We start from the raw sequence: 14,976 nt of genomic DNA, 5'->3' as shown, positions 1-14,976 counted from the left end.
AGGAAAAAATGTTAATTTCGGCAAATACAATTCCAGCTCTGACTCCGGATAAGCATTATTCAAACATTTATTCAAAACGGCTCTGTTGATAGAATATGTTCACTTTTTATTTTATTAGATCGGGTCAATTGACTTGTCTTTTATATCGAGATTTGTATTAGATTACTTTACTTTGATTTTTATATGTGATATCATGTTCTTAACTGCAATAAAGCCAAACTGTCTGTGAGGGCAGGACGGAAAGCTAAGGACCTCCAGAAGAACGCCTGGCTACTCAGCAACTATCATACATTAAATGTCGTTTTGAAATGCTGGCTAGAAGTCATCTGTTCAAAATTCATCTATTCTAAAATATTGGAAGGATGAGACAATGAAACGTGTATTTTTTATTGCGCTTTTTATGGTTAAGTTCCTGTATGCTGCTGAGATCATCGTTGACAATCATGATTCGGGCTTCAGCACGACCGGTTCCTGGTCCGAGTCCGGGGCGCCGGATGAGTATGCCGACAGTTCTGTTTTCAGCAGAACCATCGGCAGCAGCGCGACCTGGACACCCGTTCTGCCGGAGGCAGACTACTATGAGGTTTATGTATGGTATACCGGTTCTACCGTCTATGATCGTGATACAGACGCCAGCTATACGGTCAATCATGCCGGGGGTTCTACGCCGATAGGGATTGATCAGAATCAGGGTTCGGGAGACTGGGTTTTACTGGGCACCTTCTCATTCAATGCGGGCACCAGTGGCAATGTTACCCTTGTGCGTGATGTGGAAACGGGAGGCACCAGCGCCGATGCTGTCAGGTTTGTGTCTCAGGGCGGTGTGCCTACAAACCATGCTCCGGTAGTAAATGCGGGTTCCGATCAGACGATCACGCTGCCTGCAGGTGCCAGCCTGAACGGTACGGTGACCGATGACGGTCTTCCTGCTCCTTATACGGTCGTGTGGACACAGGTCAGTGGTCCCGGGACCGTAACATTCAGCAATGCCGCTGCGGAAGATACGACAGTCAGCTTCAGCCAGGATGGAACTTATGTGCTCAGGCTGAGTGCAGATGATACAGAACTGCAGGGATATGATGATATAGAAATTACAGTCAATCCGGCTGCAGGCAGTGGCGCGATCATCGTTGACAATCATGATTCGGGCTTCAGCACGACCGGTTCCTGGTCCGAGTCCGGGGCGCCGGATGAGTATGCCGACAGTTCTGTTTTCAGCAGAACCATCGGCAGCAGCGCGACCTGGACACCCGTTCTGCCGGAGGCAGACTACTATGAGGTTTATGTATGGTATACCGGTTCTACCGTCTATGATCGTGATACAGACGCCAGCTATACGGTCAATCATGCCGGGGGTTCTACGCCGATAGGGATTGATCAGAATCAGGGTTCGGGAGACTGGGTTTTACTGGGCACCTTCTCATTCAATGCGGGCACCAGTGGCAATGTTACCCTTGTGCGTGATGTGGAAACGGGAGGCACCAGCGCCGATGCTGTCAGGTTTGTGTCTCAGGGCGGTGTGCCTACAAACCATGCTCCGGTAGTAAATGCGGGTTCCGATCAGACGATCACGCTGCCTGCAGGTGCCAGCCTGAACGGTACGGTGACCGATGACGGTCTTCCTGCTCCTTATACGGTCGTGTGGACACAGGTCAGTGGTCCCGGGACCGTAACATTCAGCAATGCCGCTGCGGAAGATACGACAGTCAGCTTCAGCCAGGATGGAACTTATGTGCTCAGGCTGAGTGCAGATGATACAGAACTGCAGGGATATGATGATATAGAAATTACAGTCAATCCGGCTGCAGGCAGTGGCGCGATCATCGTTGACAATCATGATTCGGGCTTCAGCACGACCGGTTCCTGGTCCGAGTCCGGGGCGCCGGATGAGTATGCCGACAGTTCTGTTTTCAGCAGAACCATCGGCAGCAGCGCGACCTGGACACCCGTTCTGCCGGAGGCAGACTACTATGAGGTTTATGTATGGTATACCGGTTCTACCGTCTATGATCGTGATACAGACGCCAGCTATACGGTCAATCATGCCGGGGGTTCTACGCCGATAGGGATTGATCAGAATCAGGGTTCGGGAGACTGGGTTTTACTGGGCACCTTCTCATTCAATGCGGGCACCAGTGGCAATGTTACCCTTGTGCGTGATGTGGAAACGGGAGGCACCAGCGCCGATGCTGTCAGGTTTGTATCGCTGGGCGGTGTACCTGATACTACGTTTCCTATCATCACGATTATAGGGGATAACCCTTTAAATCTGCAGCTGGGCGACACCTTTAGCGATCCGGGGGCCACGGCGCATGATAATATCGACGGTGATGTTACGGCATCCATACAGACAAGCGACGATGTCAACATCTCTGTTGTCGGAACCTATAGTGTTAACTACACGGTTGGTGATACAGCAGGCAATATTACAACTGCTGTCCGTACCGTTGTGGTCAGTGATCCGACAGCAGATACAACACCTCCCGTCGTTACGATTATAGGGGATAATCCTTTAAATCTGCAGCTGGGCGACACCTTTAGCGATCCGGGGGCCACGGCGCATGATAATATCGACGGTGATGTTACGGCATCCATACAGACAAGCGACGATGTCGACACCTCTATCGTCGGAACCTATAGTGTTACCTACACGGTTGGTGATACAGCAGGCAATATTGCAACTGCTGTCCGTACCGTTGTGGTCAGTGATGGCGATTTTCAGGTCATTGAACTTAATGAACTCGAAGCTGACACTCCTAGAACAGAGGATGATTTTGGATACGACGTGGCCATTAATGGGGAGTATGCTGTTGTTGGTGCTCGGCTTGCGGATGTAGGCGGTGTTGGTAATGTCGGTGCGGCATATGTTTATAAAAAAAATATTAACGGGCATTATATTCGGATTGCCGAATTGACATCCGACGATGGTGCAGAAGGCGACTATTTTGGTAATTCGGTAGCTATTGAGGGGGATTATGTGGTAGTCGGCGCAATGGGCGAAGACAATAATAATAGCAGTGCATCTTTTGACAGCGGGGCTTTATATGTATTCAAAAAAGACGCTTCGGACAACTACACGCAGATAGCCAAGCTTGTTGCGAATGATGGCGCCGTCTATGATCATTTGGGTTGGGTGGTTGACATAAGCGGCAATTATATTGTTGCAGGTGCGGACAATGCATACGTAGGAAGTTCATGTTGTGCGGGTGCTGCCTATGTCTTTAAAAATGACGGCCTGGATCACTATACGCAGGTAGATAAGCTTACCGCTTCGGATGCCACAGCTGGTGACTACTTCGGTTATTCCGTATCTGTCAGCGGGGAGTATATTACCGTCGGTGCCTTTTACGAACATGCCCTAGGTATCAACAATGCCGGATCAGCCTATATCTTCAAAAAGGATTCCGCAGCAGATACGTTCAACGAAGTGGCGAAAATCCATGCCGACGACGCGGAAGCGGGGGACCTGTTCGGACGCTCGATCGACATTGACGGGGATTATGTGGTCGTCGGTGCCTGGTACGAAGATCCCAACGGGGTAACAAATGCCGGTTCAGCTTACGTCTTTAAAAACGACGGCGGCGACAGTTTCAATCAAGTAGCCAAGCTCAGCGCCGATGATGCCGGAGGGAATGACCAGTTCGGAATCTCGGTGGCCATAGACGGGGGATATGTCATTGTCGGTGCCCATCATGCAAATTCGGCTTACCTTTTTCAAAATGACGGGACGGATAATTACCTTCAGATGGCCAAGATCGACGTATCCGGAGGTTATTTTGGAAAATCAGTAGATATTAGCGGAATGGATATTGTCGTAGGCGCCAACACTGCTTATCCGACTTCATCACCGGATGCTGGTTCGGCCTATTCGTTTACGATTTTACCGTAACAAGACGCTAATTGCACCTTCAGGTTCCATTAGCGCATAATGTAAATAGACTGGTGATCCATTTTGGTTCAGTATGTGATCCCGAACACTGATTTTAAAATATGCAATTAAATATAGTAGCAGGCGTTAAAGCTTGCCCTGACCGCTGGCATAGTGTATTGCCTCGCATTGATTGGTTATCTGAAAATCCTACGAACTAGTGGTATTATTAGGTTTGTTTATCAAAATGTTATCAATTTGTTATGTTTATGTTCCAAATAAAGCTATATATCAGGAATACCGATTGATAATGTAAATGATTGATTTATGATAAATTATTATAAATGTAGATTAATTATAACAAGAAGGAATAAATTGTGATAAGAGTCAGTACATCTATTCTAACGACTGTTTTACTGGGGTTCCTGACGACCGCCGGGCATTGTAAGAGTATCACAGAAGGACCATATATCGGTTTGGGACTGGGATACTCAATGGCGGATATTGACAGTGAAACTATTAAAGAAGGGTTTTGCGGCGGGGATTGTGTCTCTTACACCGACGATGAAAACAGTTTTGGTTTCAAGGTGTTCGGCGGGTATCTGTTTAACGAGTATTTTGCAGTGGAAGGAGGTTATGCCAATCTGGGTGAATTTACCTATAAGGCGGTATCGACAACCAATTCCACGAAGGGCTCATATAAGCCACAAGGAGTCAATATAGACCTTCTTTTCCTTCTACCGCTGTATGATGAGTCGTTCTCTTTGACAGCGCGGGGCGGGCTGCTTTACTCTTGGTTAAAAGAGGATTATTCGAATGCAGGAGATTTTACGAAAAACGAGCTGGGCTTCAAATACGGTCTCGGCTTTCAATATGACCTTGCTCCGGCATGGGGCCTTCGCGGAGAGTGGGAAGACTATCATATGAAAGAGTCGCTTGCCGGCGGTGCAGATATCCACCTCTTTTCTGTCGGTTTGGTATACCGTTTTGGAATCGAAGAAAAAGCAGTGCCCGAACCGGAACCTGTTGTGGTCATCAAAGAGGTGAAAGTTGCCGCTGAGCCGATTGTCATTACCACACCGCCACCGCCCGCCGAGCGTATTGTGTTCGCATCGGATGCACTTTTCGATTTTGATCAGGCAAAACTGGTTCCACAAGGTAAAGCGATGCTTGCGGAACTCGTTAAGAATATTAATGAAAACGATCGGCTGATCATCACAGGACACACAGACGATGTTGGGGAGGAAGACTATAATCTAGAACTTTCTTACCAACGTGCAAATTCCGTTAGAAATTTTCTGATTATCAAGGGGATCTCCCCGCTGCAGATGGAGATCATCGCCAAAGGTGAAAGTGAGCCGATCGCAGATAACAGTACGGAAGAAGGTCGTGCGGCAAACAGACGCGTAGATATTAGCATTATCACAGCGACAAAGTAAAAGGAGATTTCGATGAATTTTTCGGTACAAAATATAAAAGAGATTGTTTTGGGTCTGATCCTTAGCACCGTATTTGTGCTGTCAGGATGTGACTCAGAAGACAGACTACTGGGAGGAACTGGACTTGGTAACGAGCCATATGTCGTCTCAACAAGCCCGACACAGGGAATGTCAAACGTAGATGTTAATGCGTCTATTATGATTGTTTTCAGTAAAGAGTTGGACCCCGCATCGATCAATGATACAACATTTTATGTAACGGAAGGCAATAATACTGTGCATGTTGGGGGTACGATCATGCATGACAAAAATACCATTTACTTCACGTTTGATGCCGAGATGCTTCCGTATACGGAATACAGAGCTGTCGTTACGCGTCAAGTAACAGATTTGAATGGTCTGCACCCAATCAGTACCTACACATTATTATTTGTCTCTGGCAGCAACGGAGACAGTGATGGTGACGGACTTAAGGACCCGAACGACAACTGCCCGAACGTAAGCAATCCTGATCAGACTGATACCGATAATGACGGCATCGGCGATGCTTGTGACAGTAACACGGACACTGATAATGACGGTATAGAAGATGGAATTGACAACTGTCTTCTTATACTAAACCCGGATCAGGCGGACACCGATGGTGACGGTGCAGGGGACGCCTGTGACACTGATGATGACAATGATGGAATTCTGGACAACAGCGATAACTGTATTGTGACTATCAATCCAGATCAAGCTGACACCGACGGTGATGGTGCGGGGAATGCCTGTGACAATGATGATGATGGAGACAGTATCGAAGACAGTGCCGACAACTGTATATTAGTGTCCAATCCGGACCAGGCCGATACCGACGGTGACGGTGCTGGAGATGCCTGTGATACAGATGATGACAATGACGGTATTCTGGACGGAAGTGATAACTGTGTCTTGATTCCCAATCCCGATCAGACTGACAGTGACGGAGACGGCATAGGTAACAGCTGCGATACTGATGATGATAACGATGGTATTCTCGATGTAAATGATAACTGTATAATCACAGCAAATCCAGGTCAGGAAGATGGAGATGGTGATGGTGTAGGGGACGCCTGTGACAGCAACACCGACAGTGATGGCGACGGGATCGATGACGGTAACGACAACTGTCTTCTGATTCCAAACCCGCTGCAAGAGGACAGTGACCTGGATGGTATCGGTGACGCCTGTGATAATGACAATGACAATGACGGGGTAGTTGACAGTGAGGACAACTGTCCGCTCGTACCAAATGCCGACCAGATTGACAGTGACGGTGACGGCACGGGAGATGTGTGTGATAACACAGCCAATTTGGTGGGACTCTGTGGTAGTAATGCCGAGGCTATTATTAACTTAGGAAATGATCGGGCATCTGTAGAAAGCAGCGCTGGCGGTTTGCTTTGTACGCTGTTGGGGATTTTGTGCCCTAGCATTGAGGGTGATGCCGATCTTGTTGATGCGGATGCCGAAACAGCAGCAGAAGTTACGACACTGCTTGAATTGGCCGGTTCTGCTGTTATACTTGTCAAAGATGAAGATGAAGTCCACACGGGAGGAAGCACGGTCGGATTTGTGGTGCAAGACACGGGGGATTTGCTTACGGTCAATCTAGTCGACAACCTTACCATCAAGACCTATTTAAACGGGGTGCTGCAAGAAGATGTGAGCGGCAGTTCACTGCTGACTTTAGACCTGCTTGGTTTGAACGGGACAGGGAAAGCTTACTACAGCTTCAATTCAAGCAAAGATTTTGACAGTGTGGAGTTAAGTATATCCGGTCTTGCTGATGTCATTGAGACGATAAAAGTTTATGGTGTCTGCGTATACTGATCTCGTCCTTTGTGAAGCTGCAGAACATTGCAGTTTTCACTTATGCTCTCTACCTCATTTTGAAACAGTGCCGAAATAAAAACAGGATTTCATGGACTCTTACAGTGGATTGCTCTGTAATACGTTAAAATTTGATCATACGTCTACAAAGCGTAGATATAAAAAAATATATAATATATTATGTAGATTGATCGGATTTAAGGGAAACAGAGATGATGACAACAGATGAATTCAATGAAGGACTTTTAGGCTTTTTAGACGCTTCACCGACCCCGTTCCATACGACGCGCAATATGGCGATGATGTGTGAGAATGCCGGTTTTATCAAACTGGAAGAGACAGAGAAGTGGGCACTTGTAAAAGGCCAGAAATATTATGTGACACGTAATGACTCCTCTATCATCGCCTTTACCTACCCGGGAGATGACGATTATGTGATGATGGGGGCGCATACCGACTCGCCGAACCTGAAGTTGAAACCTTCACCGGTCATTGAGAAAAACGGTTTAGTTCAGCTGGGCGTCGAACCTTATGGCGGACTTCTGATGAACCCGTGGTTTGACCGTGACCTCAGTATTGCAGGCCGTGTTGCCTATAAAGACACCACAGGTCGAATCAAAGAGGCGCTTGTGAATATGCAGAAGGCGATCGCTATTATCCCGTCACTTGCGATTCATCTTGACGATAAAGCCAACAAAGAGCGCACCGTCAATGCACAGACGGACATCGTCCCTATCATTACAAGCGGTGCGTTTGATTTTAGCGAGTGGATCAAAGCAGCGTTGAAACATGAAGGATATGATGACTTTGCAAGTCTGCTTTCGCATGAACTTAGCCTCTACGATACGCAAAAAGCCGCCTTTGTCGGACTGCAGGATGACTTTATCGCCTCTGCACGTCTGGACAATCTCTTAAGCTGCTATGTCAGCTTATTGACGATCTGCAGCGTTCACCCCTCACGGCCATACCTGATGGTCTGCAGCGATCATGAAGAGGTGGGCAGCGAGAGCACTTCCGGGGCAGCCGGCAGCTTTCTGGAAAGCGTGCTCCGCCGTATGACGGCTGATTTTGAAAGTTATACCCGGCTTACGCGCAAATCGGTCATGATCTCGTGTGACAATGCACATGCGGTCCATCCCAACTATGCAGGCAAACATGATGACAACCATGCGCCGCGTATCAACAACGGGGTTGTCGTCAAGGTCAATGCCAACCAGCGTTACGCCTCAAACTCGCGAACCATCTCAAGGGTTTCGCTGGCCGCAGAAAGTCAAGATATTAAACTCCAGGAGTTTGTGACCCGTTCGGACATGGGGTGCGGCTCTACAATCGGTCCGATCACGGCGACACGACTCGGCATCGACACCATCGATGTCGGGCTACCGACCTTTGCAATGCACTCTATACGAGAGCTTGCGGGAAACAAGGATGCTCATCAGCTTTATCGAATACTGTTGGCCTTGCAGCAATAAAATGCACTTTTAAGTGACGGTTTTTTCCTTTGACTGTACCAGGATAACCGTCATCATGATCAAGGCGATCAGTACGGCAATGGAAGCGATCGCCAGATAGGGGTCGATTGTTTCCAACAGCACATAATTGCCATAAAGCAGAAACAGGCCGATACCAAGGAAAATTGATGAGGCATGATGGACATAAAACTGTACCCTGGCCAGTGTTGAACCGCTGTCGGAGATCCAGAGCTTGTGACACAATCCGTAGATAAAAGAGACGACAAAACCTACCAGCATTATGTGGGCATGCGTGACCAGCTGCCCGTGATCCTGCGACGCCGCCATATAGATACCCAGCAGCAAACCGATGATAGCATAGCCGAAGGCTGACAATACATAGCTTCTGTCCATGATATCCTCCTATAAAGCAAAGTTATATAATCACTATAGAACGCTATGTCTTAATAAGCTATGGTATTGATAGGGGAGAATATTTCTTAAGTATTATCTGTAATTCGGTTCTGCCGAGGTTAAAAAGGGTAAAAATTCAAAACAGTAAGGTATATTTCCATCTGATTTCGGCCCGATATTCTCGGACGTAATACTATTTATACATTTTTGTAGTATGATTATTGTACACCATTCAAGGAGTTGACCATGAAAAAGTTCTCTATCGTTTTAAGTACATTGTTACTGGGCGCTGCGGTCTACGCGGCTGATTTTTCGTCAAAAAGTACGGATGAACTGTTGAATATGCGCGGTACGTTGACCACTGAGCAGGAGCGTACCCAGTTGCATAATGAGCTAAAGATCCGTGAAAAGACAATGACACAGGATCAGCTGAAAAAGTTTCAGACCTATCCGCCGGAGAACCGTGTACGCAAGTATCAAAACAAGGGACAAGGCCCAGGTATGGGTCAAGGTCAAGGCATGGGTCAGGGACAAGGTATGGGAGGCGGTAAAAACCGCTGATCATTCTGATCGCATCTGCTAGCCATTCCCAGGTTTAACCTGGGAATGAATATTTGCCACTTTGCCAAAACTTTTTGACATCAATAAACTTTATTTCTGCAGAGCAATGTTTCATGTTCACATGTCTCAAACGATCTAATTTCTCAGAATAGTCATTATTCACAGCTTTAGCCCCTCTGTTATAACTTCCTTTCATTTTTCAATCTTATGCTCTGTCAATAAATACAACCTGAGTTTAGGTCAATACGATATAGGGATTTATGCTGATCCGGGGAATGAAGAAGCTTCTGGTCATGATCAATGCAGAGGGCCTCTCTCCTTCAGGCGCTCTTTGATAATGTGGAGTGCTGCGACAGATATATCGATCAGGGTGATGTCACCGAACCCTTTTTCAAGTAGGTGGTCGGCGCCGCATCCGATGTGATGAATGAATGTTTCGGTGCGGCCATAATGTACTGAAGAAGTGTACACAATATTTCCAGAACCGCTTGATACCAACCGACCTTTCTCGTATCTGTTGTCCGGTAGATAACTTCCCAGCGGTCACTGCGTGTTGGCATTGTTCTCTTTCTGACAACGTTGTTGTAATTTTTGGGTATAGTATCTTTTTTCGGGTAATCCGTTACTTATTGAGCGGTGCTCCTTACCAGCGCCGCTGCTATTACGCGATAACGCGCAGCCATCAATAGATGCCCGATTTACCCGGCGCCAAAATCCCTTTAGGATCGAGTGCCCGCTTTATCTTTTGAAATACATTGTGAATTTCAGGACCATACGTTTCAGCAACCAGATCCATAAATCCACTGCTTGTCCGATATACACCGTAACCCTGTTGCGCAAATGCATCTACCAATTCAGCGTAACAGTCATGTGCGCGCTGCATCTCTTCTGGATCATTTCGGTTATAGAGCAGGTCGATAATATGGTGCATGTCCCGCCAACCGACGATAAACTCGGCGACATAATCGAAGCCGTATTTATTCATAATCTTTTTAGCCAGTGCCGATTGGTTAAGGGTGTGTTTTCCTTCCGCCGGCGATACCGGGGCAAACCACATACTTCCGCCGCCGCCTCTCCAGTTATAGAGGCCAAACTCCTGGAGTGTCATATAGCCGCGCATCAAGTCGGCACGATATTTGAATATCGGGTCATCACCCATCTCTTTGGATGTCAGGAATTTATGGTTTTTAAAGTTGGCATTGATGACCGACTGGATGATTTTCCAGTTCAACTCATTCGCTTCTTCGGTGCCGTACAAGGCCGCATAAACGTTCCACGTACCCATTCCTGTGTCTTTTTTGATCTTTTCGATCTCCTCTTCCGTGATGGAACGGTTTCCGTCAACATAGTCGGAACGGCTGACAACACCTGCTGCTTCATAAAGCGTACTGGCGATCGTGAAAGCATTTGGAATAATGTTTGCGATACGAAGCGGTCGAAGAACTTCGACGACTTTTTCAACATCTTCAACTGTGTCCAATGTAATACAGAACGGTTTGAATGCCGGCGGTTCAGGCATAAGCCACATTCCCATTTCAACGCAGATACCATAGTTGCTCTGTGTAAAGATACCGTCCAGCGACGGTCCGTAGCCCCATTTGAAAACGGATGAACTGGTAGAGTTCTTGATGCCGCCCATACCGGTTTTAAAGGATGAACCGTCCGCCAATACGATCTCCATTCCGCACTGCATCATGAAGTGTTCGCCGTATGGCGTATAACCGACACCCCGGTCCATTGTATTGCCGACCGGACTTGCAATGGCACTCGGGGCCGGGCAGGAGAGCCATAGTTTGTACCCTTTTTCCTGAATGTAGTCAAAGAGTTGCTGGTAGGTAACACCCGGTTCAAGTACGGCATAACAGAGGTCGGGATTCACCTCGATGATCTTATTCATTTTGTGAAGATCAAGGATGACAGTTCCGGGCTTTGCCGGTGCAGCGGTACCGTATCCCATATTTTTACCGGTTGAAAACGTCCAGACGGGGATGACGTACTTGTTACATACCCTGACAATGGCGATAACTTCTTCTTTTGTCGAGGCCTGCAACGCCAGTGAAGGCATATGATCTTCGATCTTGACTGCCATCATGATTTTTTTGTAAGGGGCTATCTCCTCATCGCCGATCAGTACGTTATCGGCACCCAGGATTTTTACAAATTCTTCAATTGCTTTATTCATTGTTTCAAGAGAAACGGTTTCAGGTAATGCCGTAAGTTTCTTACTCATTTAATGCTCCTTTAGGCTTTAATTACAAACGATACGAAAGCGTTTTTCGTTGTGTGATTGGAAACAAAGTCAATCTGCTTTGCAACGGACAGCGTGTTGTGCGGGCCGAGAGTGTGGTACGATGAAAGCGCCGTTCCGTATTGGCCGTTCGCGATCGAGGAAAATGTATCAAATGCTTTTTTTACGGAGATACTTGCAAATGAGTTTTCTGTGTGACTGGTTCCGTTATGCGACGGGGTGTGTGCCGCTTCTGAAACAATCTTTGCCTTATGTGCTGCTGCGACATGGTGTAAAAGTGTAAAATCGCTATGCACTAGCAAACCACAGAACAGGGTACCCCGGTTTTCTTTCATTGCAGCCGACAGGATATGGAGATTTTTCAATCTGTCTGAGCCAAGAACGACGACGTCATCCACTTTGGTGGAGACGGCGTTGACGTACCCTGTCTCATATGCCGCTTCAGAGACAACCGCTATCTTTTTTTTAGTCGAACCGATACCGAATCCGGCCGCCGATAAAGGGATGCACATCGCGGCTACAGCTGCTGCAGACCCTTGAAGAAATGTTCTTCGAATCATCTGTTCTCTCCCTATTTTTCTGTTAAAGTGATTGTGCCGTCGGCCAGTTTTGTTGCCAAATCCTTCAATACCGCATCATCGATCTCTGATTTTCTAAAAGCAGGCATTGCGTTACTTCCATGTCTGACGGTGTACATAATCCCCTTCGCCCGTGCTTCGATCCCTGCTTGATCATCCATTTTTGTAAATATCGTATGGGGGGCGGTTTTTAGTGTATGACAGTGGGCACATACCTTCTGGTAGGCATGCTCTCCATTCTTAAATGCAAAGTTTTTCCCTAATTCCACCGCAAAGATGGAAGGTGTCACCAATAATAGACCTAAAGCCAACTTCTTCATGTAACCTCCTGGTAAATTTTGAACAAAACAAATATAAAATAAAAAAATCGCATAAAAATCGCATCTAAAGCGTAATGGGACAATTCGGCGTTAAATAGCGTAAAATTGACGATTGACGCTTCGTATAAGGTAAAATAATGCAATGTAAGTGTACAAATTGATTAAAAATGAGAGGAAGATTGTTGATACCCAGACGAGAGAGCGCACTCCTAAAAATATCAAATGAAAATCGGGTCAAACTTCAGGCATTGGGATTCGCTGTTGCCGGGGTGCTCGGCGTTGCTATCGTAGACAGGCTCTCGATGAATCTGGTTCATTCTGGAAATGACAATTTCGGACTGCCGTTTTTACTCGGGGTTGTCTTTTTTGTTCTCAGTGCACTTTTTCTCTATGTACTTCTCAGACGGACGGCCCTGGTCGCGGAAGATGCCCTGGTCAAACTTTCCAAATATCAGCAAAAAGAGAAAGAGAATCTTCAACTTTTTAACTTTGCCCTCGATAACAGTGCCGATGCGATTTATTGGTTTACCTTTGACACCCGTTTCTTTTACGTCAACGATGCGGCTTGTAAAATGTTGGGGTACAGCAAAGAAGAGCTGTTACAGATGAAACTAAGCGATATCGATTCCGATTACAATAAAAATACGGAAAAATTTTTAGAGCAGATCAAGCAGAAACAGTTTATCTGTTTTGAGAGCAGGCAGACGAGAAAAGACGGCAGTACCTTGCCGGTTTCCGTCTCAACGAACTACTTTCGTAACGGTGAAAAAGAGTTCATCTGTGCCTTCGGTCGGGATATAACCGAGCAGAAAGAGAGACGAAGAATTATTACCGCGCAGAATATGGCGTTGAAAAACTCGCTTCAGGATAAAGAAGTTCTTATCAAAGAGATACACCATCGCGTCAAAAACAATCTGGAAGTGATCTCTTCACTCCTTCAGATGCAGAGCCGAAGAGAGACGAATTCGGAAGTAAAAGATGCCCTCTCTAAAAGCCAAAGCCGTATCTACGCTATCGCTCTTGTCCATGAAATGCTCTACCAAAACAGCGACCTGGCAACTATCAACATGCGATCGCATCTCGAACAGCTCTCATCGGCGATGATCGATCTGTATGCTCAAAATAAAAAGATATCGGTATGTCTGGAGGCGGATGATCTCTTTTTGTCAATGGATTATGCAGTTCTCGTCGCCCTAATCGTGCATGAGCTGTTTTTAAACGCTATCAAACACGCCTTTATAAATACTGATACCGGTGTAATTGATATTTTTATTAAAAACGGGGCAGAAGGATCGATTGTGTTCGGTGTCAACGACAACGGCATCGGGATCAACCGTGACAAAGTCAGCACCTCCACATCACTCGGATGCCAGCTGATTAATACGATTACCGAATGTCAGTTAAACGGCGAGATCGAGACCGACTCAGAAAACGGTTTCAAATGCGCTATTACATTCATTCCGAAACAAAAAGGAAAGGCTTGAAAAGAAAAATTTTAATTGTCGAAGATGAAAGTATCATTGCTTTGAACATTAAAGAGACACTTATCCATTTTGATTACGATGTGGTGGGGATCGCTGCCAACGGGGAGAGGGCGCTTCATCTAGCCAAGACGAAAAACCCCGATCTAATCCTGATGGATATCACCCTCCAGGATAGAGAAGACGGCATTGCCGTTGCAGAAGCAATCTCAGGCACCCTCTCCGCCCCCATCGTCTTTTTAACGGCTAACGACAAAAACAAGACGATTGAAAGGGCGATCAATATCAAGCCCTACGGTTATATTCTCAAGCCGTTTAAAGAGATCGAATTGAAAACAGCTGTTGAAATTGCCCTGAAAACATTTTCCGAAAATCAAAAACTCTCTTCTGAAATTACCGATGTCAAGTCAGAAAATATCTCCCTGCAGAATAAGCTCGCCGTTGAGCAACAGGCCAGTGAACGTTTTATTACACTGCGTCACGGATATATTTATGATAATGAAAATTCTGTTTTGCTTTTCAACGGCGCAACGTTCAAATTAAAAGATAAAGAAAATAAACTCCTCAAGCTTCTGATGAAAAATCTCGGCAAAATTGTTACGGTGGAACGGATCGAGGATTTTGTCTGGGACGGTGAACTTGTGGGGGAGGGGGCTTTGCGTTCATTGATGTTCAGGCTTCGACAAAAGCTGCCGAAAGATTTTATTACCTGTCACTCTAAAATCGGGTATAAGATCACCCTGTAGGGCGAGCCGAAACCCG

Annotated in this window: 12 protein-coding genes and 1 riboswitch; of the genes, 7 read left to right on the top strand and 5 right to left on the bottom strand. The window is 46.4% G+C overall.

Annotated elements, in window-relative coordinates:
* Window positions 1–203 precede the first annotated feature (203 nt).
* Window positions 204–278: riboswitch (cyclic di-GMP riboswitch) on the top strand.
* 92 nt (window positions 279–370) lie between these two features.
* The 4 genes from WCY20_RS08670 (at window position 371) to WCY20_RS08655 (ending at window position 8,633) form a co-directional block, all read left to right on the top strand.
* Entirely contained in the window at window positions 371–3,889 is a 3,519-nt protein-coding gene (locus WCY20_RS08670) for an immunoglobulin-like domain-containing protein (RefSeq protein WP_345974393.1), read from the top strand.
* Window positions 3,890–4,245: 356 nt separating this feature from the next.
* Entirely contained in the window at window positions 4,246–5,307 is a 1,062-nt protein-coding gene (locus tag WCY20_RS08665) for an outer membrane beta-barrel protein (RefSeq protein WP_345974391.1), read from the top strand.
* A gap of 12 nt (window positions 5,308–5,319) precedes the next feature.
* Window positions 5,320–7,161 (top strand): thrombospondin type 3 repeat-containing protein, encoded by a 1,842-nt coding sequence (locus tag WCY20_RS08660; protein ID WP_345974389.1) that lies wholly within the window; start codon window positions 5,320–5,322, stop codon window positions 7,159–7,161.
* 212 nt (window positions 7,162–7,373) lie between these two features.
* The gene (locus WCY20_RS08655; RefSeq protein WP_345974387.1) at window positions 7,374–8,633 is read left to right on the top strand and encodes a M18 family aminopeptidase; all 1,260 of its coding nucleotides are present in this window, start codon (window positions 7,374–7,376) and stop codon (window positions 8,631–8,633) included.
* Between the two features lie 9 nt (window positions 8,634–8,642).
* Here the strand turns inward: WCY20_RS08655 and WCY20_RS08650 are convergent, their stop codons facing one another.
* Window positions 8,643–9,026 carry a TonB-dependent receptor gene (locus WCY20_RS08650; protein WP_345974386.1) on the bottom strand — a complete coding sequence of 128 codons (384 nt, stop codon included), beginning with the start codon at window positions 9,024–9,026 and terminating at the stop codon, window positions 8,643–8,645.
* A 246-nt stretch (window positions 9,027–9,272) separates the two neighbouring features.
* On the opposite strand from WCY20_RS08650, the gene WCY20_RS08645 reads away from it, so the two are divergent.
* The gene (locus tag WCY20_RS08645; protein ID WP_345974384.1) at window positions 9,273–9,587 is read left to right on the top strand and encodes a DUF1104 domain-containing protein; all 315 of its coding nucleotides are present in this window, start codon (window positions 9,273–9,275) and stop codon (window positions 9,585–9,587) included.
* Between the two features lie 365 nt (window positions 9,588–9,952).
* On the opposite strand, the gene WCY20_RS08640 is transcribed toward WCY20_RS08645, so the two are convergent.
* The 4 genes from WCY20_RS08640 to WCY20_RS08625 form a co-directional block, all read right to left on the bottom strand.
* Complete coding sequence (locus WCY20_RS08640; RefSeq protein ID WP_345974383.1) at window positions 9,953–10,147, bottom strand: hypothetical protein; 195 nt, start codon at window positions 10,145–10,147, stop codon at window positions 9,953–9,955.
* Window positions 10,148–10,269: 122 nt separating this feature from the next.
* Window positions 10,270–11,817, bottom strand: coding sequence for an FAD-binding oxidoreductase (locus WCY20_RS08635; protein ID WP_345974381.1), 1,548 nt, complete (start codon window positions 11,815–11,817; stop codon window positions 10,270–10,272).
* An 11-nt stretch (window positions 11,818–11,828) separates the two neighbouring features.
* Entirely contained in the window at window positions 11,829–12,395 is a 567-nt protein-coding gene (locus tag WCY20_RS08630; protein ID WP_345974379.1) for a hypothetical protein, read from the bottom strand.
* Between the two features lie 11 nt (window positions 12,396–12,406).
* Window positions 12,407–12,733 (bottom strand): cytochrome c, encoded by a 327-nt coding sequence (locus WCY20_RS08625; protein ID WP_345974377.1) that lies wholly within the window; start codon window positions 12,731–12,733, stop codon window positions 12,407–12,409.
* A gap of 182 nt (window positions 12,734–12,915) precedes the next feature.
* On the opposite strand from WCY20_RS08625, the gene WCY20_RS08620 reads away from it, so the two are divergent.
* A complete protein-coding gene (locus WCY20_RS08620) occupies window positions 12,916–14,217 on the top strand; it encodes a histidine kinase dimerization/phosphoacceptor domain -containing protein (protein WP_345974375.1) in 1,302 nt (433 codons plus the stop codon).
* Window positions 14,214–14,960, top strand: a complete 747-nt coding sequence (locus WCY20_RS08615) for a response regulator (RefSeq protein ID WP_345974373.1) — start codon at window positions 14,214–14,216, stop codon at window positions 14,958–14,960. The genes WCY20_RS08620 and WCY20_RS08615 overlap by 4 nt, the downstream gene beginning before the upstream one ends.
* Window positions 14,961–14,976: the final 16 nt, after the last annotated feature.

It is taken from the genome of Sulfurimonas sp. HSL3-7, assembly GCF_039645985.1.
Classification (GTDB): Bacteria; Campylobacterota; Campylobacteria; order Campylobacterales; family Sulfurimonadaceae; genus Sulfonitrofixus; species Sulfonitrofixus jiaomeiensis.
The sequence above is the reverse complement of the archived record's forward strand: the minus strand, read 5'-3'. Positions and strand labels throughout refer to the sequence as shown.